28 protein-coding genes are annotated in these 25055 nt (G+C 69.3%); 26 read left to right on the top strand and 2 right to left on the bottom strand.

Annotation, left to right across the window (positions count from 1 at the left end; all coding sequences use genetic code 11):
- Positions 1-12: 12 nt before the first annotated feature.
- The 26 genes from D9V41_RS04410 to D9V41_RS04535 all read left to right on the top strand — a co-directional run bounded on the left by D9V41_RS04410 (position 13) and on the right by D9V41_RS04535 (position 23208).
- Positions 13-996 (top strand): ABC transporter substrate-binding protein, encoded by a 984-nt coding sequence (locus D9V41_RS04410; RefSeq protein WP_121793309.1) that lies wholly within the window; start codon positions 13-15, stop codon positions 994-996.
- 93 nt (positions 997-1089) lie between these two features.
- Complete coding sequence (locus tag D9V41_RS04415) at positions 1090-1806, top strand: TetR/AcrR family transcriptional regulator (RefSeq protein WP_121793310.1); 717 nt, start codon at positions 1090-1092, stop codon at positions 1804-1806.
- A gap of 235 nt (positions 1807-2041) precedes the next feature.
- A complete protein-coding gene (locus D9V41_RS04420) occupies positions 2042-2836 on the top strand; it encodes a thymidylate synthase (RefSeq protein WP_121793311.1) in 795 nt (264 codons plus the stop codon).
- Complete coding sequence (locus D9V41_RS04425) at positions 2833-3318, top strand: dihydrofolate reductase (RefSeq protein WP_121793312.1); 486 nt, start codon at positions 2833-2835, stop codon at positions 3316-3318. The genes D9V41_RS04420 and D9V41_RS04425 overlap by 4 nt, the downstream gene beginning before the upstream one ends.
- Positions 3319-3344: 26 nt before the next feature.
- Positions 3345-3767 (top strand): MarR family winged helix-turn-helix transcriptional regulator, encoded by a 423-nt coding sequence (locus D9V41_RS04430; RefSeq protein WP_166375908.1) that lies wholly within the window; start codon positions 3345-3347, stop codon positions 3765-3767.
- A gap of 8 nt (positions 3768-3775) precedes the next feature.
- Positions 3776-4291, top strand: coding sequence for a DUF2306 domain-containing protein (locus D9V41_RS04435; protein WP_166375909.1), 516 nt, complete (start codon positions 3776-3778; stop codon positions 4289-4291).
- Between the two features lie 4 nt (positions 4292-4295).
- Entirely contained in the window at positions 4296-5087 is a 792-nt protein-coding gene (locus tag D9V41_RS04440; RefSeq protein WP_166375910.1) for a thioesterase family protein, read from the top strand.
- Positions 5088-5180: 93 nt separating this feature from the next.
- Complete coding sequence (gene yhfZ, locus D9V41_RS04445; protein ID WP_121793316.1) at positions 5181-6095, top strand: GntR family transcriptional regulator YhfZ; 915 nt, start codon at positions 5181-5183, stop codon at positions 6093-6095.
- 13 nt (positions 6096-6108) lie between these two features.
- A complete protein-coding gene (locus tag D9V41_RS04450; protein ID WP_121793317.1) occupies positions 6109-6489 on the top strand; it encodes a transcriptional antiterminator in 381 nt (126 codons plus the stop codon).
- Entirely contained in the window at positions 6486-6845 is a 360-nt protein-coding gene (locus tag D9V41_RS04455; protein WP_121793318.1) for a DUF2620 family protein, read from the top strand. The genes D9V41_RS04450 and D9V41_RS04455 overlap by 4 nt, the downstream gene beginning before the upstream one ends.
- A 3-nt stretch (positions 6846-6848) precedes the next feature.
- A complete protein-coding gene (locus D9V41_RS04460) occupies positions 6849-8240 on the top strand; it encodes a YhfT family protein (RefSeq protein WP_121793319.1) in 1392 nt (463 codons plus the stop codon).
- On the top strand, positions 8240-9160 hold the full coding sequence (locus tag D9V41_RS04465; RefSeq protein ID WP_121793320.1) for a phosphotriesterase family protein: 921 nt from the start codon (positions 8240-8242) through the stop codon (positions 9158-9160). The genes D9V41_RS04460 and D9V41_RS04465 overlap by 1 nt, the downstream gene beginning before the upstream one ends.
- Positions 9157-10293, top strand: coding sequence for an aminotransferase class V-fold PLP-dependent enzyme (locus D9V41_RS04470; RefSeq protein ID WP_121793321.1), 1137 nt, complete (start codon positions 9157-9159; stop codon positions 10291-10293). Before D9V41_RS04465 ends, D9V41_RS04470 begins: the two co-directional genes overlap by 4 nt.
- The gene (locus D9V41_RS04475) at positions 10293-11456 is read left to right on the top strand and encodes an alanine racemase (protein ID WP_121793322.1); all 1164 of its coding nucleotides are present in this window, start codon (positions 10293-10295) and stop codon (positions 11454-11456) included. Before D9V41_RS04470 ends, D9V41_RS04475 begins: the two co-directional genes overlap by 1 nt.
- Positions 11453-12712, top strand: a complete 1260-nt coding sequence (locus D9V41_RS04480) for a phosphopentomutase (protein WP_121793323.1) — start codon at positions 11453-11455, stop codon at positions 12710-12712. The genes D9V41_RS04475 and D9V41_RS04480 overlap by 4 nt, the downstream gene beginning before the upstream one ends.
- Positions 12709-13728 (top strand): SIS domain-containing protein, encoded by a 1020-nt coding sequence (locus tag D9V41_RS04485; RefSeq protein WP_121793324.1) that lies wholly within the window; start codon positions 12709-12711, stop codon positions 13726-13728. Before D9V41_RS04480 ends, D9V41_RS04485 begins: the two co-directional genes overlap by 4 nt.
- Before the next feature lie 62 nt (positions 13729-13790).
- Positions 13791-14705, top strand: a complete 915-nt coding sequence (gene dapA, locus D9V41_RS04490; protein WP_121793325.1) for a 4-hydroxy-tetrahydrodipicolinate synthase — start codon at positions 13791-13793, stop codon at positions 14703-14705.
- Between the two features lie 15 nt (positions 14706-14720).
- Positions 14721-16400 carry a ribonuclease J gene (locus tag D9V41_RS04495; protein ID WP_121793326.1) on the top strand — a complete coding sequence of 560 codons (1680 nt, stop codon included), beginning with the start codon at positions 14721-14723 and terminating at the stop codon, positions 16398-16400.
- A 187-nt stretch (positions 16401-16587) separates the two neighbouring features.
- Entirely contained in the window at positions 16588-17235 is a 648-nt protein-coding gene (locus tag D9V41_RS04500) for a sirohydrochlorin chelatase (protein ID WP_121793327.1), read from the top strand.
- 51 nt (positions 17236-17286) lie between these two features.
- Positions 17287-19758, top strand: a complete 2472-nt coding sequence (locus D9V41_RS04505) for an FtsK/SpoIIIE family DNA translocase (protein WP_121793328.1) — start codon at positions 17287-17289, stop codon at positions 19756-19758.
- Between the two features lie 59 nt (positions 19759-19817).
- The gene (gene pgsA / locus D9V41_RS04510) at positions 19818-20414 is read left to right on the top strand and encodes a CDP-diacylglycerol--glycerol-3-phosphate 3-phosphatidyltransferase (RefSeq protein ID WP_121793329.1); all 597 of its coding nucleotides are present in this window, start codon (positions 19818-19820) and stop codon (positions 20412-20414) included.
- Positions 20411-20905 (top strand): CinA family protein, encoded by a 495-nt coding sequence (locus D9V41_RS04515; RefSeq protein WP_121793330.1) that lies wholly within the window; start codon positions 20411-20413, stop codon positions 20903-20905. Before pgsA ends, D9V41_RS04515 begins: the two co-directional genes overlap by 4 nt.
- 37 nt (positions 20906-20942) lie before the next feature.
- Positions 20943-21239, top strand: a complete 297-nt coding sequence (locus D9V41_RS04520; RefSeq protein WP_121793331.1) for a helix-turn-helix domain-containing protein — start codon at positions 20943-20945, stop codon at positions 21237-21239.
- Complete coding sequence (locus tag D9V41_RS04525; RefSeq protein WP_121793332.1) at positions 21239-21433, top strand: DUF3046 domain-containing protein; 195 nt, start codon at positions 21239-21241, stop codon at positions 21431-21433. The genes D9V41_RS04520 and D9V41_RS04525 overlap by 1 nt, the downstream gene beginning before the upstream one ends.
- A gap of 174 nt (positions 21434-21607) precedes the next feature.
- Positions 21608-22693 carry a recombinase RecA gene (recA, locus tag D9V41_RS04530; protein WP_121793333.1) on the top strand — a complete coding sequence of 362 codons (1086 nt, stop codon included), beginning with the start codon at positions 21608-21610 and terminating at the stop codon, positions 22691-22693.
- On the top strand, positions 22693-23208 hold the full coding sequence (locus D9V41_RS04535; RefSeq protein ID WP_121793334.1) for a regulatory protein RecX: 516 nt from the start codon (positions 22693-22695) through the stop codon (positions 23206-23208). Before recA ends, D9V41_RS04535 begins: the two co-directional genes overlap by 1 nt.
- On the opposite strand, the gene D9V41_RS04540 is transcribed toward D9V41_RS04535, so the two are convergent.
- Entirely contained in the window at positions 23148-24002 is an 855-nt protein-coding gene (locus tag D9V41_RS04540; RefSeq protein WP_121793335.1) for an MBL fold metallo-hydrolase, read from the bottom strand. The genes D9V41_RS04535 and D9V41_RS04540 overlap by 61 nt on opposite strands.
- On the bottom strand, positions 23999-25054 hold the full coding sequence (locus D9V41_RS04545) for an ABC transporter ATP-binding protein (RefSeq protein WP_121793336.1): 1056 nt from the start codon (positions 25052-25054) through the stop codon (positions 23999-24001). The genes D9V41_RS04540 and D9V41_RS04545 overlap by 4 nt, the downstream gene beginning before the upstream one ends.
- Between the last annotated feature and the right edge of the window lies 1 nt (position 25055).

The following is a 25055-nucleotide window of genomic DNA, read 5'->3' on the forward strand; positions in this document are numbered from 1 at the left end:
AAGGAGACCGTCATGACCACCACCCGAACCCGACGCACGACCGGCCTGGGAGCGCTGCTCCTCGGCGCAACCACCCTCCTCACCGCCTGCGGCGGCGCTGCCTCGCAGGAGAATGCCGAAGGCCTGACGGAAGTCAGCGTCGGAACCATCCCCGCGGTGCTGAGCGCCCCGCTGTTCCTCGGTATCGAGGAGGGGATCTTCGAGGAGCACGGGCTCGATCTGGAGGTGAACTTCGCCGACGGTGGAGCCGCCGTGATTCCGAGCGTGCTGAGTGGAGAGAACCAGTTCGGCTACTCGAACACCGTCAGCCAGCTGGCGGCACTGGGTGAAGGACTGCCGCTCGAGATCGTCCACAGCAGCTGGGCGCCCCACGCGGAGTTTGAGGACGACGACCACGGCATCCTCGTCCGCCCCGACAGCGGGATCGACGAGCCGTCGGGCCTCGCGGGGAAGAACATCGCCGTGAACACCTTGCAGAACATCGGCGAAGTGCATATCCGCAAGGCGTTCGAGGACCTCGGGATCGATCACGAGGGCCTGCAGTGGACGCAGCTGCCGTTCCCGGACATGGCTGAGGCGCTGGAACGCGGTGACGTCGACGCCATCTGGGTTTCCGAGCCGTTCCGTACGCCCGCGATGAACCAGGGATACGAGCTGCTGATGAGCGCCGGGGCGCAGGCCTTTCCTGAGCAGGTGGGCGGTTACTACTCCACCTCCGAGCAGTACGCCGCGCAGAACCCCGACGTGGTGAAGGCGTTCAAGGAAGCCATGGTCGAGGTCAACGACTTCGCGGAGCATAATCCGGACCTCGTCCGGCAGGTCGCCGTCGAGGAGATGGGCATCGACGAGGACGTGGCTGAGCGGATGACGCTGCCGTTGTTCCCCAACGACGACGACGTTGAGGCGCTGCAGTCCTACGCCGAGTACGCGGTCCGCTTCGGCATCCTGTCGAAGGCCCCGGAGGACTTCGAGGCGCTCTTCGCGACGCAGGACTGAACCGTGACCGACGCGGGGCGGGATGCCACGGCACCCCGCCCCGGCGGGCGGAACGACGACTCAGGCCGACGTCACGTCGCTACCATTCAGCCCATGGTGAACTCCCCGAGGCTCGGCGGTCGGCCACGACGGAGCGGGGTGGTCATGGAGGACCCCCGGGAGGGAATCGTCTCCGCGGCCGCGGAGTTGTTCGCCGCCCAGGGCTTCCACGCCACGCGCATGTCACAGATCGCGCAGGCGTCGGGTCTGCGGCAGTCGTCCATCTACTACTGGTTCCGGTCCAAGGACGAGATCCTGCGGGAGATCATGGAGCAGAACCGTGTCTCCCTCACGGCGGCTCGCCGGCTCGTGGAGGAGGATGCTCCCGCCGCGGTCCGCCTCTACATCGTGCTCTACCAGGACGTCGTGCAGATGTGCTCCGCACCGCTCGACTTCTTCGACCTGGAGGAGGCGGCGCACGACCAACCCGACGTGTTCGACGACTTCCACGCCGACTACGGCGAGTTGGTCGACCGGCTCCGCACTCTCGTCGACGAGGGCGTGCGCGACGGCACTCTCGAGCCGGTCGAAGCCGTCACCTTCGTCCGGACGGCCCTCAGTGTGAACGAGGGCCTGCAGCACCGCTTCCATGCGGGCGGCGCCGGGGCGGGCGTGCATGATCTCGCCGACTCTGCGGCGTGGACCTCGGTCAGGTCCGTGCTCGCTGACGTGCGCGAGATGGATGCCATACGCTCAGCCGCTCGTGCTGGGGTCGCTGGCTTCACCGCGAGCCCCGGCCTGGCGTCCCCCCGACCCCCCGTCGGTCGATAGGCGCGTCGTCCCCCGGGCACAGGTGGTCGAGTAGCAGGTCGCTCAGCGACCGACATGGAGCCATCGCAGCAAGGGCGTAGCCGCGATGGAGCGAGACCACGTCACGTGAACTGGTCTCGATGCGCGGCTCGTTCCTCGCCGCTACTCGACCACTCGGCTGCGACGGGCGACGTATTCGCGAGATCGGCCCGTGTGGTGCGTCCGGGGTGTCCGTGGTCGGCGGTAGTCTGGCGTCATGCGGGCCTACCTCGATCTTGTGCAGCGCATCCTCGACGAAGGCGTCGAGAAGTCCGACCGCACCGGCACCGGAACGCTCAGCGTTTTCGGACACCAGATGCGGTTCGACCTGTCCGAGGGTTTTCCCCTCGTCACGACCAAGAAGGTGCACGTCCGGTCGGTCGTGGGGGAGTTGATCTGGTTCATCTCCGGCGACACCAACATCGCGTATCTCAAGGACAACCGGATCTCGATCTGGGACGAGTGGGCCGACGAGGACGGCGATCTCGGTCCGGTCTACGGGCACCAGTGGCGCTCCTGGCCCGCGCCGGACGGGCGGCAGATCGACCAGCTCGCGCAGATCATCGAGAACCTGCGGCAGGATCCCGACTCGCGCCGTCACCTGGTCAGTGCGTGGAACGTCGCCGACCTCGATCGCATGGCGTTGGCACCCTGTCACGCGTTCTTCCAGTTCTACGTCGCGGACGGCAAGCTGTCGTGCCAGTTGTACCAGCGCTCGGGCGACGTCTTCCTCGGCGTCCCGTTCAACATCGCGTCGTACGCGCTGCTCACGCACATGGTCGCGCAGGTCGTCGGGCTCGAGGTGGGCGATTTCGTCCACACGCTCGGCGATGCTCACTTGTACCTCAATCATCTCGACCAGGCGCGCGAGCAGCTGACGCGTGAGCCCCGCCCGCTCCCCAGCCTGCGGCTCGATCCCTCGATCCGCTCGATCGACGACTTCACGATCGAGTCGGTCGAGATCCTCGGATACGATCCGCACCCGGCCATCAAGGCGCCGGTCGCCGTATGACCGTCACCCTCGTCGTCGCGGTGGGGGAGAATGGCGTCATCGGCCGCGACGGTCAGATGCCGTGGCCGCGCACCGGCGACCAGGTGCAGTTCAAGGAGCTGACGTGGGGTCATCCCATCGTCATGGGCCGAGCGACCTACGAGTCGATCGGCCGCCCGCTCCCGGGCCGCCCGTCGGTCGTCCTGACGCGTGATCCTGCCTGGCAGGCACCTCCTGAAGTGCACGTCGTCCACGACATCGAGAGCGCGCTGGCGACGGCTCAGACGCTTGATGACGAGGTGTTCGTCATCGGTGGGGCGCAGGTGTACGAGGAGATGCGTACCCGGCGGCTGGCCGACCGCATGGTCGTCACGCACGTGGCGCTCGCTCCGGAGGGGGACGCGTTCTTCGGCGCCATCGACCCGGACGAGTGGCTCGAATCCTCCCGCGATTCGTACGCCGGCTACGACATCGCGGTGTACGAGCGTCGAGACTTGCATTAGTAACTTACGTAGGTAAACTATTGGGCGTGGACCACGCCCATCCCTCACCTGCGCACGCACTTCACGTGCTCGTCGCGCGTCTCGACCGGGCCGCCGACCGCATCCTCAGTGAGCGTGCCGGCCTCACGTATACGCGCTTCCTGGCGCTGCTCACGATCGACCGGCTCGGTCCCTGCACGCAGCGTGCAGTGGCCGACGAGCTGGCCGTCTCGGAGCCGTCGGCGAGCCGAATTCTGACCAGCCTCTCTGCCGACGGGCTGGTCGAGGTGGCACGCATCCCCGGTAGCGGTAACCGTCGCACCGTGACGTTGACCGACAAGGGCGGGCGGCTGTTGGCCGACTGCTCCCAGGTCCTGGAGGAGGCCTTCGCCTCCTTGGCGGACTCGGCCGGTATCCAGCTGTCCGATATCGAAGAGCCGGTCCAACGGCTCCTCGCCGTTCTTCCCTAGGAATGCTCATGTGGACTCCGTTGCTCGCCTCGCACGCGGCGGCCGCCCTCGTGGCGCTTGGCCTCGGCGCGTGGCAACTGTTCGGTTCGGCCAAGGGCACGCCCGCTCACCGGCTCATCGGCCGCGTGTGGGTCGGGCTCATGCTCTTCGTGGCGATCTCGTCGTTCTGGATCACCGAGATCCGGCCCGGGAGTTTCAGCGCTCTGCACGTGCTGAGCATCGTCACCATCGTGACCGTGACGCTCGGACTCGTGGCGGCCGTGCGCGGTCAGGTCCTCGCGCATCGCGGGAACATGACCGGCAGCTGGCTCGGCCTGATGGGCGCCTTCGTCTTCGCCGTCGCCATCCCCAGCCGTCACGTTCCGCAATTCGTGCTGACCGAGCCGCTCGGCGCAGCGACGGCCGCGGCGGCGATCGTGCTCACCACCGTCGCCGTCGTGATCGCCGGACACCTGCTCGCGCCCGGATTGCCGCGTGGCGCGGACCCGGACGCGGCAGAGGCGCCGACGGGTCGTGCAGGATGAGCTCGTGACCGATGACACCTACGCGCACGACACCTCCTCGCGATCGATCGCTCCCGGCCGGCGTGCGCTGACCCTCACAGATCGATGGAACACTCCGCTCGGCAAACCGAATGGGGGATATCTCCTCGCCGCGATGCTGCGCGGCCTCGCCGCGGAGGTCGACGGTGCAGGCGACCCGCTCGTGGCGTCGGTCAGTTACCTGCGGTCACCGGAGGCGGGCGACGCGGAGCTGGCCACCGAGATCATCCGTACCGGCCGACGGGTTCAGACTGCCTCGGCGACCCTCACGCAAGAGGGGAAGGGTGTCGCCCACCTCGTCGCCAACTTCGCGGGGCGCCCTGACGGCGGCCGGACGGAGGAGTTCGGCCAGGCGCCGGAGCTGCCGGACCCCGAAAAGTGCTTCGACCCGCTCGCGTCCGGCATGAAAGCCGAGGGCATCTTCGGGCAGGTCGAGTACCGGCTTCCCGCCGCGCCGGGCTGGGCCACGGGCGCCCCGTCGGGGGACCCGAGCGCGCTGTTGTGGCAGAGGCTGCGCGGGGGTCGGGAGGTCGACTTCCCGGCGCTGGCGCTCCTGTGCGACTCATATGCGCCGCCCGTCATGGAGATCGGCGAGTCGGTGTCGATGACGGTGCAGCTGAGCGTGCACCTGCATCGGCTGCCTGCTCCCGGCTGGATCGCCACCCGCTTGCATACCCGCCACCTCGTCAACGGCTTCCACGAGGAGGACTGCGAGCTCTGGGACGGCGAGGGCAGACTCGTCGCGCAATCGCGACAGCTCGCCATCCTGCTCGGCTGATTCTCCCCGGCGTCTCGTCACCGGACCCACCGCGCTGAGACGCAGTCCGTTCACCCTCTAGTCAATATCCAGAATATTGGATACAGTCTCGGCATGTCCCGGATGCAGGTGCTCATGTCGAAGGCGGGTGCCGTCGCGCACCAACTCGCCGTCGAGCTGTCCAGCGCTGCTCCGGGCGACCGCATGGCGACCGTTCAGGAGCTCAGTGAGCGCCACGGGGTCGGCAAGGGGACCGTTCAGGCGGCGCTCGCGCTGCTGGAGGAGGCCGGCGCGGTGCGCATCCGTCCGCGCGGCAAGCTCGGGACGTTCATCGCCGAGATCGATCACAGCCTGATCTGGGAACTGGCCGGCGGACAGTCGGTGTCGGTCGCCATGCCGCTGCCGTACTCCCGGCGGTACGAGGGTCTTGCCACCGGCCTCCACGCCGCCTTCGGGCGCGCAGGGGTTCCGCTCACGCTCATGTTCGTGCGCGGCTCGATCGATCGGGCGCGCGCGCTTCAGCAGGAACGAGCCGACTTCGCCGTGATGTCGCGGTTCTCGGCCGAGGCCGAGCCGGGTGTGGAGATCGTGCACGACTTCGGTCCGCACACCTACGTCGGTGCGCACGGACTCGTCGTCGTCGAGGGACGCGACCCGGACGACCCGGATCTTCGCGTCGCCGTCGACCCGGCCTCGGTCGACCAGCGGGAGCTGACGATGGCGCGGTTCCCGGACCTGCCACCCGAGCGTCGTGTCGAAGTCTCCTACAACCAGCTCACCCGATACTTCGCCGAGGGTCTGGTGGACGCCACCGTCTGGAACCTTGACGAGATCGATGCTCACATCTCCATTCCCGTGACGGTGCATCCGCTCGAGGGCGTCGACGACCACGCGACGACCTCGGCCGTCATCGTCGCGCGCAGCGGGGCCGACACGGTCCCCACGCCGGTGCGCGCCGCGCTCGGCGACGACTTGATCATGGAGTCCGCCGACGAGGTCGTCGCCGGGCGCCGCATCCCCACGTACTGACAGGACGCCCCTCATGGATGACCCGCTGCGTCAGCGGCTCGAGCTGTTCCGCGCGATGTCCGACACCCCGCCGGGGGTCGTCGACTTCGTGGAGCGCGAACTGCACCGGCTCGAGACCGACTACCTCGTCACCGAGGCGACTGCCGGTTCGCTCACCTCGCATCTGGTCGCCGCGCTGGGACGGATGCTGCGCCATGAGCCCGACATCGACCCGCCTGGCGACACCGTCTACCGGGAGGTCGTGGAGGCGTTCCCCGCCGCCATCGACGCCGCCGCCGAACTCTCTGCTCGCGCCGACCAGGACCTCGGAGTCGGGTTGTCGGCGGTCGAGCAGCAGTACCTGAGTCTTCACCTGGGCACCCTCGCCCTCACTGCACGCAAGGAGAAGTCATGAGAATCATCGCTGGGGGAGTGGCGAAGGCCGAGGTGGCCGAAGCGCTACGCCCGTTGCTCCGCGACGAGGACACCGTCGTCATCGGCACGGACATGGACGCGGCCGTCCAGCTGAAGTCCGGACAGGCCGATTACTACCTCGGCACCTGCCACACGGGTGCCGGTGCGAGCCTCGGTGTGCTCGTCGGATTCCTCGGTTCGGACAAGACGCACACGTTCGGTCGTACCGTGCCGAGCGCACAGGCGGTGCAGGACGCCGTCGACGCCGGCAACCGCGCCTTCGGGTTCGCGCTCGACCAGGTCCAGGACGTCGTGCCGCTGCTGTGGGCGGCGCTCGATGCGAAGCGTGAGGACTGATCCATGTCTCTTCTCGCTGCGGAAACCACCACCGTCTCCTTCGATCCCTGGCAGGCCGTTTTCGTCATCGTCCTGTGCGCGTTCGCGGCCGTGATCGCCAACGCCGCCCTCGCGGTGTTCAACGACGGCGCGCGCCCGTTCCTGCTCGACTACATCCAGGGACGTTCCACCCGCCTCGCCACCGCCACGATCGTCTTCGGTCTGTCGGCCGGTTTCATCTTCGGTCTCGGCGCGCCGATGGCGCTGTCGACCGGCGTGCTCAACCCCTGGCTCGTCTTCCTGCCGGTCGAGATCCTTGGCCTGCTCGCCCCCTGGCGTTCGCTCGCGGCCGCCGCGGGCGCCGCCTGGGGAGCGGTCTGCGTCTTCGGGCTCAACGCCGCCAACTCCGCCGCGATCGCGCTGCCGATCGACTTCATCACGTCGCTGCAGCAGATCTCGACGCCCATCCTGTGGCTCTTCACGATCTTCCCGGTGCTGGCCATCACGCGGCAGTTCGGCCGGGTCAAGGGGCTCATCACCTTCGTCGCCGAGATCGCCGTCGTGCTGTTGTCCATGAACGTGTGGCCCAACCTGTTCGCCGGGTCCATCGCGATGGCTCTCGGTGTCATCCTGCTGTTGGTCTTCGCCGTCACACGCGATCGTGCGACCAAGCGCGTCGCGGTGCTCGAACTCGCCGGCAAATCCGAGGCCGAGCGACAGGCCTACGCCGACGAGCAGGCCGCCTCGGCTGCGGCGTCGGATCAGCTGTTCGGTCCCAACGCGAACCGGTTGCGCAAGAACGTCGTCTGGCTGGCGATCCTGGGCGGACTCGTGTGTGCCCTGGCCGCGAGCGGCGTCTTCGGCGGTGGCGAGGCCACGAGCTTCCTCGTCGCCGACGGCTCCTACGCGGAGGCGGCTCAGGTCGACTTCCTCCGCGCCTTCGGGTTCGTTCCGCTGATCGCGACGACCGCGCTGGCGTCCGGCGCCTACGCGATGGCCGGGTTCACGTTCGTCTACCCGGTGGGCTACCTGACGCATCTGTTCGTCGACCAGTGGGCGTTGGCGCTCGTCATCGCCTTCGTGCTCGGCGCGATCATCATGAGCGCGGAGGTTCTCCTGCTCAGTGCGCTCGGCCGCTGGCTCCAGCACTGGCCGAGCGTCCGCGACGCCGCGGACCATATCCGCAACGCGATCACCGAGTCGCTCTCGCTCGCGATCCTCGTCGGTTCGCTCATGGCCGGCCTGGCGATGGGCGGCGGTCTCGGCATCGCGATGGTGGGCGGTCTGTACCTGCTGAACGAGTCGATGGGCCGCCCGATCGTGCGCATGGCCGCCGGGCCGACCGCCGTGATCGTCAGCGGCGTGGTGCTCAACCTGCTGTACCTCGTCGACCTGGTCGCGCCGGTGGCGACCTGATGCCGATCCGCACCGTCAGCGGGCTCCTCGAGCCCGAGGAGGTGACGGGGCCGGTGCTCGCCCACGAACACCTCACGCTCGATCTCACCACGACGGACGATCCGTCCGCCGTGGTGAGCGACGGCAACGCCGTGACCGAGGAGCTGGCGCGGGCCAAGGACGAGCACGGGCTCGCGCTCGTCGTCGACCTGACCTGCCGAGGGATGGGTGGAGACCCCGCGGCCGTGCGCCACATCGCCGAGCGCGCCGGAGTCGAGGTCGTCGTGGCCACCGGCTGGTACTACGAGCGCTTCCACCCGCAGGGCGAGCCGGGCGACTCGGTCGAGGACGCCGTGGAGCTGCTCGTCCGCGACATCCGCGACGGGGTGGGGGAGAGCGGGATCCGTCCCGGCGTGCTCGGGGAGATCGGCAGCCACGGGTTCGCGAGCCCGGCCGAGCGGACGAGTCTGGTGGCCTCGGCACGAGCCGCGGCGCAGACCGGCCTGTCGCTCGCGACGCATGCGCACCTGGGACGCGGCGCCCTCGAGCAACTCGAGCTGCTCACCGCGCAGGGCCTGGAGCCGCATCGGATCTCGATCGGTCACCAGGACCTCAGCGACGACGGTGCTCAGCATCGCCGGATCGCCGAGACCGGTGCGTACATCGCGTTCGACACGGTCGGCAAGACCTCGTATCAGGCGGACGAGCGCCGGGTGGCGATGCTGCTCGACCTCGTCGAGGCCGGCTATGCCCGCCACATCCTGCTGAGCAACGACATCTCACGCGACAGCTATCTCACCGTCAACGGCGGCCAGGGCTTCGGGCACGTCCTCGGTCCCTTCCGCACGGCACTCGACCGGCACGGGATCGACGACGCGACCGCCGACCTGCTCTACCGCGCCAACGCGCTGCGCTGGCTGAACGGAACGGAGAAACCATGAGCTCCCTGGCTCACCGCAGCAGCGAACGCCCCAGCCTGCCGCCGACGACCCCGCTGCCGATCGCCACCGCCGAGGATGCGATCGACGCGCAGCAACGGCTGGTCGAGGCCATCGCGGAGCATTTCCCCGACGGTGCGATGTTCCGTGCCGACGTCGGGGTGCTGCCCGGGCTCGGGCAGCCGGACACCACGCGGCGCGCGGAGCTGGCGCTCGCGCAGGCCTTCGGTGCCCAGGACGCCTGCCTTGTGCAGGGTGCCGGCACCGGCGCGATCCGGGCGGCGCTCTCGGCCGGGCCCTGGGCCCGCGACGAGCGGCGGCTCCTGGCCCACGCCGCCCCTGACTATTCGACGACGGGCACCACGTTGCATGACGGCGCGGCCGACGTGGTCCGGGTCGACTTCGACGACGCGGCCGCCCTCGACCACGCCCTCGCCGAGGACCCGGCGCGCTGGGTGTACGTCCAGCACACCCGGCAGCGATTGACCGATCGTCACCGGCCAGGGGACGTCATCGCTCGCGCACGCGCCGTCGGACGGCGAGTCATCGTCGACGACAACTACGCCGTCTACCGCACGCCGCGCATCGGGGTCGAGTACGGCGCAAGCGTCTCCGCGTTCTCGCTGTTCAAGCTCAACGGCCCCGAAGGAGTCGGCGTCGTGCTCGGAGACGCCGACATCGTCGAGCAGGCACGAGCGGCGAACTACTCCGGCGGCGGGCAGGTCCAGGGTGGGCAGGCGCTCGCCGCACTGCAGGCGCTCGTGATGGTCCCGCTGAACTGGGCCGCCCAAGCACGGGCCTCGGTGGAACTGGCCGAGCTGCTCGCGGCCGGCGAGGTTCCCGGCATCGTCGATGCGCGTCTGGCGAACGCCCAGGACCTTTGTGTCATCGCGCTGCTCGACCGCCCTGTCGCCGCCCAGGTGCCACAGTGGGCCGCCCGTTACGGCGCCGCCCCGTATCCGGTCGGCTCGAACTCCCGGCACGAGATCACGCCGCTCATCTACCGGCTCTCCTCCTCGACGCTCGACGCGCAGCCCGAGCTGCGCGACTGGGCGGTGAGGATCAATCCGATGCGGGCGGGCGCGCGCCTGACCGCTCGGATCCTCCGGGACGCGATCGCGGGAGGCGACCGCTGATGTTCCTCGCCATGACGGAGCGGCGCAACCCCGCGCTGATCGACATCGCCGTGGAACTGCACCAAGCGGGGGCCATCGAACCGGACACCTACGTCATCGACCGCGACACGGTCGGTGCCAACGCCGCGGTGCTCGCCGAGACCGCGCGAGCCCACGATGTCGGGCTGTGGTTCGTCTCCAAGCAGTACGGGCGTAACCCGCTGATCTCCCAGACGATCGCCGAGCACATCCCGGCGGCGGCCGCCATCGACCACCGCGAGGCCGATGCCCTGCTCGCAGCGGGCGCACGGCTGGGGAACCTCGGGCACCTCGTGCAGGTACCGCGCCGTCGCCTGCCGTCGTTGCTCGCTCACGGCCCCGACTTCGTCACCGTGACGGACACGGCCAATCTCGAGGCCGTCGATGCCGTCGCTCGCGAGCGCGGGCGACGCCAGCGGGTGCTGCTGAAGGTCCGTGGGACGCAGGAATCGACCTACCCCGGCCAGGACGGCGGATTCGAGCCCGAGGAGGTCGCGGCCGTCCTCGATCGGTACGCGGGTCTGCGGGGAGCGGAGCTCGCCGGGGTCACCGGTTTCCCGTGTCTCAGCTTCGAGCCCGAGACGGGTCGCCCCGAACCGACGCCCACGCTGGGCCGAGTTCAAGATGCCGCCGCAGCGATGCGCGACGCAGGCATCGAGCCGGTCGTGTCGATCCCGAGCCACACGAGCGTCAGTTCCATCCCGGACATCGCACGGCTGGGAGGTGCGTTCGGCGAACCCGGGCACGCCCTCACCGGCACTACACCGCAACACGCGGTGGACGCGGAGCTCAGCGAGGTGCCGGCGCTCGTCTACGTCTCCGAGATCGCCCAGCTGGGCACCGCTGCGAGTGTCTTCGGTGGCGGGTTCTACCACCGTGGGCATGCCCGCCACATGGTCGTCGCGACCGCAGGAGGGCGGCGGCGTGCGGTGCTGCACAAGGCCCCGGCGGCGAGCATCGACTATTACCGGCGGTTCACCTGGGTCGACGACGGTCCCGAAGCCGCGATCGGGGACACCGCCGTCATGGCCTTCCGGACACAGATCTTCGTCACCCGGTCCCGCGTCGCCGTGGTCTCCGGCGTCGGCGCCGGGCGGCCGCACCTGGACGGGATCTACGACGCCCTGGGAAGGCGGCTGTCATGACCGTCCGTTCGCGTCGTTCGGTGACGATCGTGGTCCTCGACGGCTTCGGGATCGGCGCGATGCCCGACGCCGCCGCGCTGCGGGCTGAGGACGCGTCGGCCGACACGCTCGGTGCCGTCGTCGCCTGGTCCCTACGCGAGCGCGCTCGACCGTTGCAGATCCCGTACCTGGCAGCGTTGGGTCTCGTGGAGACGCGGCCTGAATTGATTCGGAGCCTCCCCGCTCCCGCGCCGTCGCTGCGGGGGAGCGGGGCGCGTGCGGGTCTCGGGTACCCGGGTGCCGACTCGTTCGCGGGTCATCAGACCCTCATGGGTGCGGACATGTCCCACGTGGTGCTGTGCAAGCTCGCCGAGCGACTCGATGTTGTGTCCGACGCGTTGCGAAGGCGCGGCCACGACGTGCACACCCTCGACGACCGGCCACTGCTCGTCGTCGATGGCGTCGCTCTGGTGCACGACAACCTCGAGGCCGACCCGGGACTCAACTGGAACGTCTCGTGCCGCCTGGAGGACTTGACCTTCGCGGCGATCGTCGACATCGCCCAGGTCGTGCGAGACGTCGCTCCGGTCGCACGCGTCATCGCCGTTGGCGGGCATGCGGACGGAGCGCTCAGTGACGCTGTCCGCGACGGTGCCGACGGCACGGTCGGACTCGATACGCCAGCGAGTGGTTTCTACCGCAACGGTGGCCTGGAGGTGCAGCACCTCGGGGCGACCGTCGACCACGCCCGGCAACTCCCCGAGGCGGCAGTACGCGCGGGCGTTCCCGTCTCCCTGATCGGCAAGGCCGCCGATCTCCTGGTCACCGATGCCGCGGTCGACCGGCGACCAGCCGTCGACACCGCCGCGATCATGGCCGCGGTCGCCCAGACAACCGGGACCGGTCTCGTCGTCGCGAACGTCCAGCAGACGGACCTGGCCGGCCACTCGCGCGATGCTCGTGCCTTCGCCGACCAACTCGAACTGGCGGACACGGCGCTTGCCCGGGTGGCCGAGGCTCTCGGTCCGGACGATCTGCTGATCGTCACCGGAGATCACGGCAACGACCCTTCGGTCGGGCACCCGTTTCACACCCGCGAGTGGGTTCCGGTGCTCGTCGGGACCGGCGGCGAGCTGCCGCCCCGGCGGGCTTTCAATGTCTCCTCACTCGCCGACATCGGGGCGGCTGCGGCGCGCTGGCTCGGCCTTCCGGAGGGATCGCTGGCCATCGGTGATCCTTACGCGCTCCTGGACCCCGACCACGAAAGGACGACATGAGTCAGATCGGCGGCGCGATGCGCCGGGAGATGCAGGAGCAGCCGGAGGCGCTGGCCGCGATGGCCGGGCGTCTTCCCGAGCTGATCGCCGAGCTTCGCGCGGCGGGGGTGCAGCGCCGTGCCGGCCTGGCGATCCTCGCCCGCGGGTCCAGCGACAACGCCTCGCGGGTGGCCGGCTACAGCGCGCAGGTGCGCAGCGGCATGCCGGTCAGCCTCCTTTCTCCCAGCGTCTACACCTCGTTCGGTCAGGCGACCGAGCGGTACGGCGACTGGACCGTGCTCGCGGTATCCCAGTCCGGGCAGACCCCGGAGATCGTAAACCTCGCGGGCCGCTTCCGTGAGGCAGGGGCCCTCGTCGTGGGCATGACCAACGACGAGAACTCGGAGCTCGCACAGACCGCCGGCGTTCACCTCGCGCTCGATGTCGGGCCCGAGACAGCAGTGCCGGCCACCAAGACCGTGACGGCTCAGATGCTCGCGGGAGCGGCCGTCGCCGCGGCGGTCAGTGACGTCGAGCTCGACCCGGCCGCGTTGTCGGCGCTCGGCGACCATGCCGCAGCGGTGCTCGACGACGCCTCGGGTTTCGATCCGATCATCGAAGCGATCACCGCGGCGGGGAACGTCGCGATGGTCGGCCGGGGCTACGCAGCCGCTGCTGCCTTCGAGTCGGCCCTGAAGCTTCAAGAGACGACGGGCCTGATGGCCCACGGCTTCTCGACGGCCGATTTCCGCCACGGTCCGCTACGGCTCGCCGTCGGTGGGACACCGGTCGTCGGATTCGCAGGGTCGACGCGCCCGGACACGGATACGACCGCGCTCCTCCACGAGCTGGCCGGCCATGCGCCGACCGTTCTCGTCGGCCCGCGTGGCGGCGTCGCCTTCAGTGCCACCGAACCCGAGCTCGAGGCGATCCTGGCGACCATTCGAGGCCAGCAGCTCGCGCTCGGGGCCTCGCTCGCACTGGGCCTGGATCCGGACCGTCCCCGCGGCCTGTCCAAGGTGACGATGACCGAGTGACGCGCGCCCATCGCAGCGATCCTGACCGTTCCCGACGGCGGCACAAGCGGTAGCCTCGGAACATGACCTCGCCCCTCGCCTCGACGTCCGCGCCGTTCGGCCGGGTGCTGACCGCCATGGTCACGCCGTTCACGACCGACGGCAAACTCGACCTCGACGCCGCCCAGAAGGTCGCCACGCATCTGGTCGACCACGGCAACGACGGGATCGTGGTCAGCGGGACGACGGGCGAGTCGCCGACCACCACCGGTGCTGAGGACGGCGAGCTGCTTGCGGCCGTACTCGAGGCGGTGGGTGACCGCGCCACCGTCGTCGCGGGCGTCGGCACGAACGACACGCGGCACTCGGTCGAACTGGCCGAGCAGGCCGCGCGGATCGGTGCCGACGGGCTTCTGCTCGTCACGCCGTACTACTCCAAGCCGCCGCAGTCCGGCATCGTGCTGCACACGCAAGCCGTGGCCGATGCCGGCGGCGGCCTGCCGATCATGCTGTACGACATCCCGGGCCGCACCGGGCTCCAGATCGCCGAGGAGACGTACCTGCGGCTCGACGCGATCGACTGCGTCGTGGCGATGAAGGATGCGGTCGGCGATCTCGAGCGGGGAGGCTGGCTCCTCCGCGAGACCGGCCTGGCCCTGTACTCGGGCGACGACGCGCTCAATCTCGCGTGGCTCGCGACCGGCGCCGCCGGAGTCGTCAGCGTCGTCGGCCACGCTGCCGGCGACGAGTATCGCGCCATGGTCGAGGCGGTCGACGCCGGCGATCTCGCCACGGCGCGCCGCATCAACCTGCAACTTCTGCCCCTCGTCCGGGCCCTCATGAACCACGTCCAGGGAGCAATGTCGGCCAAGGTCGCACTGCACCTGCTCGGCGTTCTCGACTCCGTCGCGGTGCGTCCACCGCTTCCGCCGATCGAGGATGCGGACGTCGCCGTGGTGCGCGAGGGCCTGGTCGCCGCCGGTCTTCTGGACCGCTGACCCACGAAGGACTCTATGAGCCACATGCACACCGAGCTCGGACCGCCGCCGCCCCTCCCCGACGACGCCCTGCGGGTCATCCCGCTCGGCGGGCTCGGAGAGATCGGCCGCAATATGACGGTCTTCGAGTTCGGCGGCAAGCTGTTGATCGTCGACTGCGGAGTGTTGTTCCCCGAGGAGCACCATCCCGGCGTCGACCTGATCCTGCCCGACTTCGGCCCGATCCGGCACCGTCTCGACGATGTCGTCGGCATCGTGCTCACGCACGGTCACGAGGACCACATCGGCGGAGTGCCGTATCTGCTGCGCGAGCGCGGCGACATCCCGGTCATCGGCTCGAAGCTGACGCTCGCCCTGGTCGACCCCAAGCTCAAGGAGCACCGCCTCAAGGAGGTCCCGCGGTACGTCGTCGCAGAGAACGACGTGCTGACCTTCGGCCCGTTCGAGTGCGAGTTCGTCGCGGTCAACCACTCCATCCCCGACGCCCTCGCCGTCGCCATCAAGACGCCGGCCGGCGTGGCGTTGCACACCGGCGACTTCAAGATGGACCAGTTGCCGCTCGACGGTCGCATCACCGACCTGCGGGCTTTCGCGCGGCTCGGAGAGGCCGGGGTCGACCTGTTCCTCACCGACTCGACCAACTCCGACGTACCCGGATTCACCACCGCGGAGCGCCAGATCACGCCGGCCATCGACGCGGTCTTCGCCAAGAGCAAGAAGCGCATCATCGTGGCGTCGTTCGCCTCGCACGTGCACCGCGTGCAGCAGGTGCTCGACGCCGCCGCCAAGCACGGGCGCAAGGTGGCCTACGTCGGGCGCTCGATGGTCCGCAATATGCAGATCGCTCGCGAACTCGGCTATCTGCACGTCCCCGACGGCGTCGTCGTCGACCGAGTCGACGCGGCACCTCCGGAGAAGATGGTGCTGATGTCCACCGGTTCGCAAGGCGAGCCGATGGCGGCGCTGTCGCGGATCGCCAACCGCAGCCACCAGCAGGTCAGCCTCGAGCCCGGCGACACCGTGCTGCTCGCCTCGTCGCTCATCCCCGGCAACGAGAACGCGGTGTACCGCGTCATCGACGGCTTGACGAAGCTCGGCGCGAATGTCGTGCACAAGGGCAACGCGCTGGTGCACGTCTCCGGTCACGCCTCGGCCGGCGAGCTGCTCTACTGCTACAACATCGTGAAGCCGCAGAACGTCATGCCGGTGCACGGCGAGATCCGTCACCTCCACTCCAACGCCGAACTCGCGCGGGCGACCGGCGTACCCCACGTGGTCCTGGCCGAGGACGGTTACGTCGTCGACCTCGTCGACGGACATGCGCAGATCGTCGGTGCGGTCGACTGCGGCTACGTCTACGTCGACGGCTCCTCGGTGGGCGATCTCACCGACAGTGAGCTCAAGGACCGACGCGTGCTGGGGGAGGAGGGCTTCGTCTCGGCCGTCGTGGTCGTCGACTCCACGTCCGGCAAGATCCTGTCCGGGCCCGAGATCCACGCGCGCGGGCTGGCTGAGGACGACAAGGTGTTCGACGAGATCCGGCCCAAGCTCATCTCCGCGCTGGAGGACGCGCTCGGGCAGGGCACCCACGACACCACCCAGCTCCAGCAGGTCATGCGCCGCGTGCTCGGTTCGTACGCCGGACGCAAGCTCCGCCGCCGACCGATGATCATCCCCATCGTCCTCGAGGCGTAACGCCGCGGTTGTAACGCAACGCGGCCTCCTGCTTAACCACGGCGAAACAGCCGCTGCGCAGCCTGGGAGTCATGAGGTGCCCAGGCCGGCTGCACCGTCGCGGGGGTGGTGGAGGGTGAAACCGACAGTGATCTTGTGTGCGCGCGGTTCGCATTCGCACGCAGGAAGATCGTCGCTCGCGGCGACCGTGCACGCCGTCCGGCGTGAGACCCGGGAGTTCGACGTCGTCGACGGCTTCATCGACCTCCAGCAGCCGGACGTCGCCGATGTCGTTCGCCAGACCCAGGGACGGCGCATCATCGTGCCGCTGACCTTGTGGCACGACGACGCGACGGCTCGTCAGGTGCACGGTCTGGCCGCAACGGCAACGGAGGTGACCGTCACCGCCGCGATCGGACCGGACTGGGTCCTCGCCGAGCTCGCCGTGCGTCGGCTCATCGAGGCCGGGGCACGACCCACCGACACCATCGTCCTCGCGGGTGGTCCAGCCGACAGCGAACGGGCGGTGCGCGATATCGGCAAGGCGGCGCGGCTGCTCAGTGCGGTCTGGGGCGGCCGCGTCCACGTCGGCACGACGGACGGCGGTCTCGGCTCGCCGTTGAGCGAGGCGATCGACATCGCCCGGGCCTATCAACGCCGCGTCGTCGTGTCGATGTACGCGCTCACGATGCCGTCCACGGTCCGCGGGATCGGCGACCTCGGCGCCGATGTGGTCACGGGGCCGTTGCTGAGCCCGGGCAGCGCCGATCCGACCGTCGTGTCGCTCATCCTCGCGCGCGCCGCAGCCAGGGGCTCCTGGCTTCCGGTGGGGCGCGACCCGGCGCGGGGCGCCTGACACCGCGCGTCGGAGTCGAGCAACCCTCGAGTGGTGGTTTAGCCTTGGAACATGGCGACCCGAACGTCTTCCCCGTCGCGCAAGCGACCGTCCGGAGGCCAGGCCAAGAAACCTGCGGCGAAGAAGCCGCAGGCGCGTAAGCCTGCACCCAAGACCGCTGCCCGGTCCGGCCCGAGCGCGGGCGGCACCGCCGTCCAAGCCGTGGGCCGCGGGGTGGCCGCGGTGTGGTCCGGGGTCGCCGGCGCGACCGGTGCGGTCGTGCGGAGCGTCGGACACGGCGCCAAGGAGCTCGATCCCGCTCAGCGCCGTGATGGGGTGGGCTTCGCCATTCTCGCGCTCTCCATCATCACGGCCGCCGCCGTGTGGTGGGACATCTCGGGGGCGGTCGGCCGGGGTGTGCGGCACGCTGCCACCGGCAGCGTCGGCCTGCTGGCGTGGGCGATCCCCATCGTGCTGGCCGTCGTCGCCTGGCGCACCCTCCGCCACCCGGACCGCAACGGGCCGGCGGGACGACAGATCATCGGGTGGAGCGCCATCTGCGGCGGCGTTCTCGGGCTCGTTCACCTCGCCCACGGTGTGCCGCGCCCCGGCGACGCGGACGCGAGCATGGGCGAGGCCGGAGGAGCCGTCGGCTTCCTGTTCTCCGCGATCCTGGTCGACCTGCTCAGGAGCCCGTTCGTCGTCGCGCCGCTGCTCGTCCTGTTGGCGCTGTTCGGCGTGCTCGTGGTCACCGGCACGCCGGTCTACGCGATCCCGGAGCGGTTACGAGGCGCCCGAGACCGCGTTCTCGGGCGGTCGGCGGCCGAGCCCGAGCCGCAACCGGAACCCGAGAAGAAGCCGGTGCGCAAGCGCCATCCGCGCACCGCGTTCGAGTCGGAGGAGCCGTTCGACAACCCCCTCGTCGAGGGCCCCGACGAGCCGGACGCCATCGACGTCGCGAGCGCGGTCGGCCGGCCCGAGCCGGTGGTCGAGCCCGAGCCCGAGCCCGTCGCCGAGACCCCTCACCGTCCGATCGAGCCCATCCCGGTGCGGGCGGAACAGCTCGCGCTGTCGGGCGACGTCGTGTACACGCTGCCCGACCCCAGCGCGCTGCGCGAGGGCACACCGCCGAAGGCCCGCTCGGCGGCCTCCGACGCCGTGGTGGGCCGTCTCACCGAGGTGCTCGAGCAGTTCCAGATCGACGCCACGGTCACCGGATACACCCGGGGTCCGACGGTCACGCGGTACGAGGTCGAGCTCGGTCCCGCTGTGAAGGTCGAGAAGGTCACCGCGCTCAGCAAGAACATCGCGTACGCCGTGGCCTCCAACGAGGTGCGCATCCTCAGCCCCATTCCGGGCAAGTCCGCGATCGGCATCGAGATCCCGAACGTCGACAAGGAGATGGTGTCGCTCGGTGACGTGCTGCGTTCGAACAAAGCGCGCAGCGATCATCATCCGATGGTCATCGGCCTCGGCAAGGACGTCGAGGGCGGTTTCGTCGTGGCGAACCTGGCCAAGATGCCCCACCTACTGGTCGCGGGCGCGACCGGATCGGGCAAGTCCAGCTTCGTCAACTCGATGATCAGCTCGCTGCTGATGCGGGCCACCCCCGACGAGGTGCGGATGATCCTCGTCGATCCCAAGCGCGTCGAGCTCACTGCGTACGAGGGCATCCCGCACCTCATCACGCCGATCATCACCAACCCGAAGAAAGCCGCCGAGGCGCTGCAGTGGGTCGTTCGCGAGATGGACATGCGCTACGACGACCTCGCCAACTTCGGGTACCGGCACATCGACGACTTCAACAAGGCAGTCCTCGCCGGCAAGGTGCAGGCGCCTCCGGGCAGTGAGCGGGTGCTTGCGCCGTACCCCTACCTGCTGGTCGTGGTCGACGAGCTCGCCGACCTCATGATGGTGGCACCGCGTGACGTCGAGGACTCGATCGTGCGCATCACGCAGCTCGCGCGTGCCGCCGGCATCCATCTCGTCCTCGCCACCCAGCGGCCGAGCGTCGACGTCGTCACCGGCCTCATCAAGGCCAACGTGCCGAGCCGACTGGCCTTCGCCACCAGCTCGCTCGCCGACAGCCGTGTCATCCTCGACCAGCCCGGTGCCGAGAAGCTGGTCGGGCAAGGTGACGGCCTCTTCCTGCCGATGGGGGCCAACAAGGCGATGCGTATGCAGGGTGCGTGGATCAACGAGAGCGAGATCGAGACGATCGTCGCGCACTGCAAGGAGCAGCTGACGCCGAGCTACCGCGAGGACGTCACGGTCGCCCAGCAGAGCAAGCGCGAACTGGACGACGACATCGGCGACGATCTCGATCTGGTGCTCCAGGCCGTGGAGCTCGTCGTCAACACGCAGTTCGGCTCCACCTCGATGCTGCAGCGCAAGCTGCGCGTCGGCTTCGCCAAGGCCGGACGCCTCATGGACATCCTGGAGAGTCGTGGCGTGGTGGGACCGAGTGAGGGCTCCAAGGCGCGCGACGTGCTGGTCAAGCCCGACGACCTCGAGGACGTGCTGGCGAGCATCCAAGCCGGCTGAGCCGTGGGCGGACTGACCGGGGCGCCTCGGCATTGCGGCAGTGGCCCATACTGAACGACATGGACGACAAGGCTGCCGGGCCGAGCAACCTCAATATCGCCAACGTTCTGACGGTCATCCGTATCCTCGGTGTTCCGTTGTTCGGGTGGCTGTTGCTCGTCGACGGCGGTCAGAGCGAGTCGCTGCGGCTGTGGTCGTGGCTGGCGTTCGTCGTGCTGATGGCAACGGACAAGGTCGACGGCGACATCGCTCGCAAGCGCGGTCTGGTGACCGACTTCGGTCGCATCGCCGATCCGATCGCCGACAAGGCACTAACCGGAATGGCGTTCGTCGGGCTCTCGATCATCGGGCTGCTGTGGTGGTGGGTGACGGTGCTCGTGCTCGTGCGGGAGTGGGGCATCACCGTGATGCGGTTCTTCATGGTGCGTCGCGGCGTGGTCATGCCGGCCAGCCGCGGGGGCAAACTGAAGACCGTGCTGCAGGCCTTCGCGATCGGCGGGTATCTCCTGCCCTTCGAGCTGTGGGACAACGTCGTCGCGGAAGCGGCCCGCTGGCTCACGCACGGGCTGATGGCGGCTGTGGTGGCGGTCACCGTGGTGACCGGCGTCCAGTACGTCGTCGAGGCCCGCCGCCATGCGAAGGAACCCACCCGGTGACGACCGCGCGCAGGGTCGTCGACGACCTGCGCTCGCGGGGCGCGACGGTGGCGACGGGCGAGTCGCTGACCGGCGGCCTCGTCTGCGCTGCGCTCGTCGACGTTCCCGGCGCCTCGGACGTGGTGCGTGGCGGAATCGTCGCGTACCAGGCCGAACTCAAGACCTCGCTGCTCGGTGTCCCGGCCGAGCTGATCGCCGAACGAGGAACGGTCGATCCCGACGTCGCGGCCGCTTTGGCGCGGGGAGCCCGCTCCCGCTGCGGTGCGACGTACGGGGTCGGCACGACCGGCGTCGCCGGACCGGGGCCGTCGGAGGGAAAGCCGCAGGGAGCGGTGTTCGTCGCCGTGGTCGGACCCGATGATCGCGCCCAGATCGAGGAACTCACCCTCGACGGAGATCGCGCCGAGGTGCGTCGCGGCGCGGTTGCCGCAGCGCTGTCGGCATTGGCCGGTAGGCTGAGAAGGGAAGAATCCGGTGCCGGTACGCGTTGATACCGGTGATGAGGCACGAGAAAGAAGGTGGCGCGCGATGACCACGATGCGACAGCTCGTCGGTGAAGTCCTGCGCGCCCGCCGACTCGCCAAAGGCCTGACTTTGCGTGACGTGTCGGCCAAAGCGCGCGTCAGCCTGGGGTACATCTCCGAGGTCGAGCGCGGCCAGAAGGAGCCCAGCTCCGAACTCCTGGCGGCTCTCGCCGCCGCGCTGGACGTCCCGTTGAGCAAGGTGCTGTTGGACGTCAGCTCGCTCATGGAACTCGAAGAAGCGGCCGATCTGGCCAGCGTGTCCTCGATCGCACCCGGTGAAGTCGAGGCCTCCGCGGCGTGATGCGGCACAGCGAGTTCTGGGCGCGGATGGAACATCACCTCGGCGCCTCCTACGCGTCGTCGTGGGCGAGCCAGCAGTCGATCTCCTCGCTCGGTGACCGAACCGTCGATGAGGCGCTCGATGCGGGCGTGCCACCGCAGCAGATCTGGCGGGCCGTACATGCTGTGCTTCAGCTGCCCGCCTCCGAGCGCTGATCCACACGGCGTGTCGCGCTCGTATCGAACACCTGTTCGTACTACTGTGGTGCACAGGTCGGACGAGGAAGAGCAGCTTTCCACAGGCCGGGTCGAGCAGGCCCGAGATGTCGGTGGGTTCTTCTAGCGTCGAAGATGGCCCGCCACCCACGACAAGAACAGGAACCGCCTCTCATGGCCAAGAACGCTCCATCATCGCGTGTCGCTGCGGCTGCCGCCGGCGACAAGGACAAGGCTCTCGACAACGCGATCGCGCAGATCTCGCGGTCCTACGGCAACGGTGCCGTCATGCGTCTGGGTGACAAGACCCGCGCCCCCATCGAGATCATTCCCACCGGCGCCGTCGCGCTCGACGTCGCGCTCGGTATCGGCGGACTTCCGCGCGGCCGCATCGTCGAGATCTACGGCCCGGAGTCCTCCGGTAAGACCACGGTGGCCCTGCACGCCGTGGCCAACGCCCAGCGCAACGGGGGAGTGGCCGCCTTCATCGACGCCGAGCACGCCCTCGACCCCGACTACGCGCGCAAGCTCGGTGTCGACACCGATGCGCTCCTGGTGTCCCAGCCGGACTCCGGCGAGCAGGCACTCGAGATCGCCGACATGCTCGTGCGCTCCGGCGCCCTCGACATCATCGTCATCGACTCCGTCGCCGCCCTCGTGCCGCGCGCCGAGATCGACGGCGAGATGGGCGACAGCCACGTCGGTCTGCAGGCGCGTCTCATGAGCCAGGCGCTCCGCAAGATGACCGGCGCCATCAACGGCTCGGGCACCACGGCGATCTTCATCAACCAGCTGCGCGAGAAGATCGGCGTGATGTTCGGCTCGCCCGAGACCACCACGGGCGGTAAGGCGCTCAAGTTCTACGCATCGGTTCGCATGGACGTGCGCCGTATCGAGACCCTCAAGGACGGCACCGACATGGTCGGTAACCGCACTCGGGTCAAGGTCGTCAAGAACAAGCTCGCCCCGCCGTTCAAGCAGGCCGAGTTCGACATCATGTACGGGCAGGGCATCAGCCGTGAGGGCAGCCTGATCGACCTCGGTGTCGAAGCGGGCTTCGTGCGCAAGGCCGGCGCTTGGTACACCTACGAGGGCGATCAGCTCGGCCAAGGGAAAGAGAACGCGCGCAACTTCCTGCGTGACAACCCCGATCTGGCCAATGAGCTCGAGAAGCGCATCAAGGAGAGCCTCGGTGTCGGCGCACAGCTCGACGAGCCCGCCGCCGACGATGACGGCGACCTCTCGGCCGCTGACTTCTGATGGCACCGCGGACTGCCGAGGGACTGTCCGGGCTCGCTCTCGAGGAGTTCGCCCGGACGGTCGCCCTCGACCGGCTGACCGACCGCGACCGCAGTCGCGCGGACCTCGCGCAGGCCATGGCCAAGAAGGCCGTCCCCGACGAGGTCGCCGCAGCGGTGCTGGATCGGCTCGAGGCCGCCGGTCTCGTCGACGACGAGCGCTTCGCGCGCTCCTGGGTGCAGTCGCGTCAGCGGGTCAAGGGCCTCGCAGCTCCCGTCCTCGCCATGGAGCTGCGGCGTCAGGGTATCGACGACGAGCTCGCCCGGCGCGTGCTGGACGAGGAGACCGACGCCGACGCCGAGCGCGAGGCCGCCCACCGACTCGTGCAACGCAAACTCCGCAGCGTCCGAGGGCTCGACCCGTCGGTACAGGTGCGTCGTCTCACCGGCATGCTCGCCCGCAAGGGCTATGCGCCTCAGGTCGCGTTCGACGTCGTCCGCGCCGAACTCGATGCGGACGTCGAACTGGCGGACTGAGCCGTGAAGGTCGCACCCCGCGACGCCACGCTCACCCGCCCCTCGAAGACGGCTTCGGCTTGCGCCCCCGCTGAGGCGCGCATCTCGTCGGTAGAGAAATGGCTCAGGACGAGGTGACGCACGGCGGCCTGCTGGGCGACCTCGCCGGCCATCGTCCCCGTGAGGTGGCCGTGGCCGTCCAATGCGGCGGCGTCGGCTTCCAGGTACGTCGCTTCGCATACGAACACGTCCGCCCCACGGGCGGCCTCGAGTAGTGGGTGGCACCGGCCGGTGTCCCCGGAGAACGTCACCACGGTCGGCGATGCGTCTCGGCTGGAGAAGCGCAGGCTCGCGGCCGGAACCGGATGATGCGCCCGAAACGATCGCAGCTCGACTCCGCACGCTTCGAGCCCGGCGACGGCGGCGCCGTCGAGTGGCAGGCCCCGCACCTCGAAGGCCTCTTCGATGGGCCTGGCCATCCCTGGGAGCGAGGCGATGCCGAAAACCTGATCGAACGCCCGCAGGCGAGGGAGATCCTCCTCGGGCAGATACAAGGGGATGCGCGGCAGCATGACGGGGAACGTCCAGCGGTACGCCAGCGCCATCAGATCGAGGCTGTGATCGGCATGCAGGTGCGTCACCACGATCGCGCTCAGCTCGGACAAGGCATGTCGCGAGACGAGCTCGGCCATCACTCCGGGTCCTGCATCCACCAGGATGCTCGCGTCGGGCGTGTGCACGAGGTAACCGCTCGCAGGCCCGGCCGAGGTCGGGGCGGTCGCGTTACTGCCGAGGATCTCCACGGTGAGCGTCATGCCGCCACCTTCTCCTTCTGCACGAGTGCGGTCCCCATCGACAGCGTGACGAAGACGCGGTCGCCGCGCCGGACCGGGCGCCCACTTCGGGCGGTGAGGGTGCGGCCGGCGACGTCCACGGTCACCTGGGTGGACTCGCCCACGAACTCGGTGTGCGTCACGACGGCCTCCACCGATCCCGGTGCCGGTGCGTCGTGCAGGAGGAGGGAGTCGGGTCGCAGAAGCAGCCGGGCTGGGCCGCGGGAGGACGGTGGCTGCAGCAGTTCGTGCGGGATCGTCCAATGGCCGCCGAGCGCGTGGACGCCTCGATCGTCGGCTTCGACGTCGACATACGTCGCCGCACACAGGAAATCCGCGACGAAGTCGTCGGCGGGGCGGTCCCACAGGTCGCGTGGCGTCCCGAACTGCACCAGTTCGCCCGCGCGCATCACGGCGACGTGGTCGGCCATCGACAGGGCCTCGTGTCGGTCGTGCGTCACCATGACGTTCACCCCCGTCGAGGCGGCGAGCAGGGTCATGAGCTGTCGGCGCATGGCACCGCGCAGTTGAGGATCCAAGGCGGCGAGTGGTTCGTCGAGGAGCAGCACCCGAGGTTCGATGGCCATGGCCCGAGCCAAGGCGACGCGCTGACGCTGACCGCCCGAGAGCTGAGCGGGTCGCCGATCGGCGAAGTCGGTCAGTTCGGTGAACGTCAGCAGTCGTTCGACGACCTCGGCGCGGCTGCGCGGGTCGACCTTGCGGGCCCGCAGGCCGTACTCGACGTTGCCGCGCACCGTGAGGTGGGGGAACAGTGCGTACTGCTGGGGGACGAGCCCCACGTCGCGCCGCGACGGAGGGGTCGAGGTGATGTCGTCGCCGCCGGCGATGATCCGCCCCGCCGCCACCGGCACCAGCCCCGCGATAGCGCGCAGCAGTGACGTCTTGCCGCACCCGGACGGTCCGACGATCGCGAGGGTCGTGCCAGCCGGAACCGACAGGCTCACCTCCCGCACCGCGCGTGTCCCTCCGTAGTCGATGCTCAGCTGCTCGATCTCGAGCCACCGGTCACTCATC

This window comes from Aeromicrobium phragmitis, from assembly GCF_003674095.1.
In the GTDB taxonomy this organism is placed as follows: Bacteria; Actinomycetota; Actinomycetes; order Propionibacteriales; family Nocardioidaceae; genus Aeromicrobium; species Aeromicrobium phragmitis.

Bases quoted from the DNA above. Each gene is read 5' to 3' on its own strand.
- D9V41_RS04420 (WP_121793311.1), top strand. From the start codon at position 2,042: ATGCGGGCCTACCTCGATCTTGTGCAGCGCATCCTCGACGAAGGCGTC.
- dapA (WP_121793325.1), top strand. From the start codon at position 13,791: ATGACCTCGCCCCTCGCCTCGACGTCCGCGCCGTTCGGCCGGGTGCTG.
- D9V41_RS04520 (WP_121793331.1), top strand. From the start codon at position 20,943: ATGACCACGATGCGACAGCTCGTCGGTGAAGTCCTGCGCGCCCGCCGA.
- D9V41_RS04525 (WP_121793332.1), top strand. From the start codon at position 21,239: ATGCGGCACAGCGAGTTCTGGGCGCGGATGGAACATCACCTCGGCGCC.
- D9V41_RS04495 (WP_121793326.1), top strand. From the start codon at position 14,721: ATGAGCCACATGCACACCGAGCTCGGACCGCCGCCGCCCCTCCCCGAC.
- yhfZ (WP_121793316.1), top strand. From the start codon at position 5,181: ATGTCCCGGATGCAGGTGCTCATGTCGAAGGCGGGTGCCGTCGCGCAC.
- D9V41_RS04455 (WP_121793318.1), top strand. From the start codon at position 6,486: ATGAGAATCATCGCTGGGGGAGTGGCGAAGGCCGAGGTGGCCGAAGCG.
- D9V41_RS04425 (WP_121793312.1), top strand. From the start codon at position 2,833: ATGACCGTCACCCTCGTCGTCGCGGTGGGGGAGAATGGCGTCATCGGC.
- D9V41_RS04470 (WP_121793321.1), top strand. From the start codon at position 9,157: ATGAGCTCCCTGGCTCACCGCAGCAGCGAACGCCCCAGCCTGCCGCCG.
- recA (WP_121793333.1), top strand. From the start codon at position 21,608: ATGGCCAAGAACGCTCCATCATCGCGTGTCGCTGCGGCTGCCGCCGGC.
- D9V41_RS04460 (WP_121793319.1), top strand. From the start codon at position 6,849: ATGTCTCTTCTCGCTGCGGAAACCACCACCGTCTCCTTCGATCCCTGG.
- D9V41_RS04450 (WP_121793317.1), top strand. From the start codon at position 6,109: ATGGATGACCCGCTGCGTCAGCGGCTCGAGCTGTTCCGCGCGATGTCC.
- D9V41_RS04540 (WP_121793335.1), bottom strand. From the start codon at position 24,002: ATGACGCTCACCGTGGAGATCCTCGGCAGTAACGCGACCGCCCCGACC.
- D9V41_RS04410 (WP_121793309.1), top strand. From the start codon at position 13: ATGACCACCACCCGAACCCGACGCACGACCGGCCTGGGAGCGCTGCTC.
- D9V41_RS04535 (WP_121793334.1), top strand. From the start codon at position 22,693: ATGGCACCGCGGACTGCCGAGGGACTGTCCGGGCTCGCTCTCGAGGAG.
- pgsA (WP_121793329.1), top strand. From the start codon at position 19,818: ATGGACGACAAGGCTGCCGGGCCGAGCAACCTCAATATCGCCAACGTT.
- D9V41_RS04435 (WP_166375909.1), top strand. From the start codon at position 3,776: ATGTGGACTCCGTTGCTCGCCTCGCACGCGGCGGCCGCCCTCGTGGCG.
- D9V41_RS04465 (WP_121793320.1), top strand. From the start codon at position 8,240: ATGCCGATCCGCACCGTCAGCGGGCTCCTCGAGCCCGAGGAGGTGACG.
- D9V41_RS04485 (WP_121793324.1), top strand. From the start codon at position 12,709: ATGAGTCAGATCGGCGGCGCGATGCGCCGGGAGATGCAGGAGCAGCCG.
- D9V41_RS04545 (WP_121793336.1), bottom strand. From the start codon at position 25,054: ATGAGTGACCGGTGGCTCGAGATCGAGCAGCTGAGCATCGACTACGGA.
- D9V41_RS04475 (WP_121793322.1), top strand. From the start codon at position 10,293: ATGTTCCTCGCCATGACGGAGCGGCGCAACCCCGCGCTGATCGACATC.
- D9V41_RS04415 (WP_121793310.1), top strand. From the start codon at position 1,090: ATGGTGAACTCCCCGAGGCTCGGCGGTCGGCCACGACGGAGCGGGGTG.
- D9V41_RS04480 (WP_121793323.1), top strand. From the start codon at position 11,453: ATGACCGTCCGTTCGCGTCGTTCGGTGACGATCGTGGTCCTCGACGGC.
- D9V41_RS04505 (WP_121793328.1), top strand. From the start codon at position 17,287: ATGGCGACCCGAACGTCTTCCCCGTCGCGCAAGCGACCGTCCGGAGGC.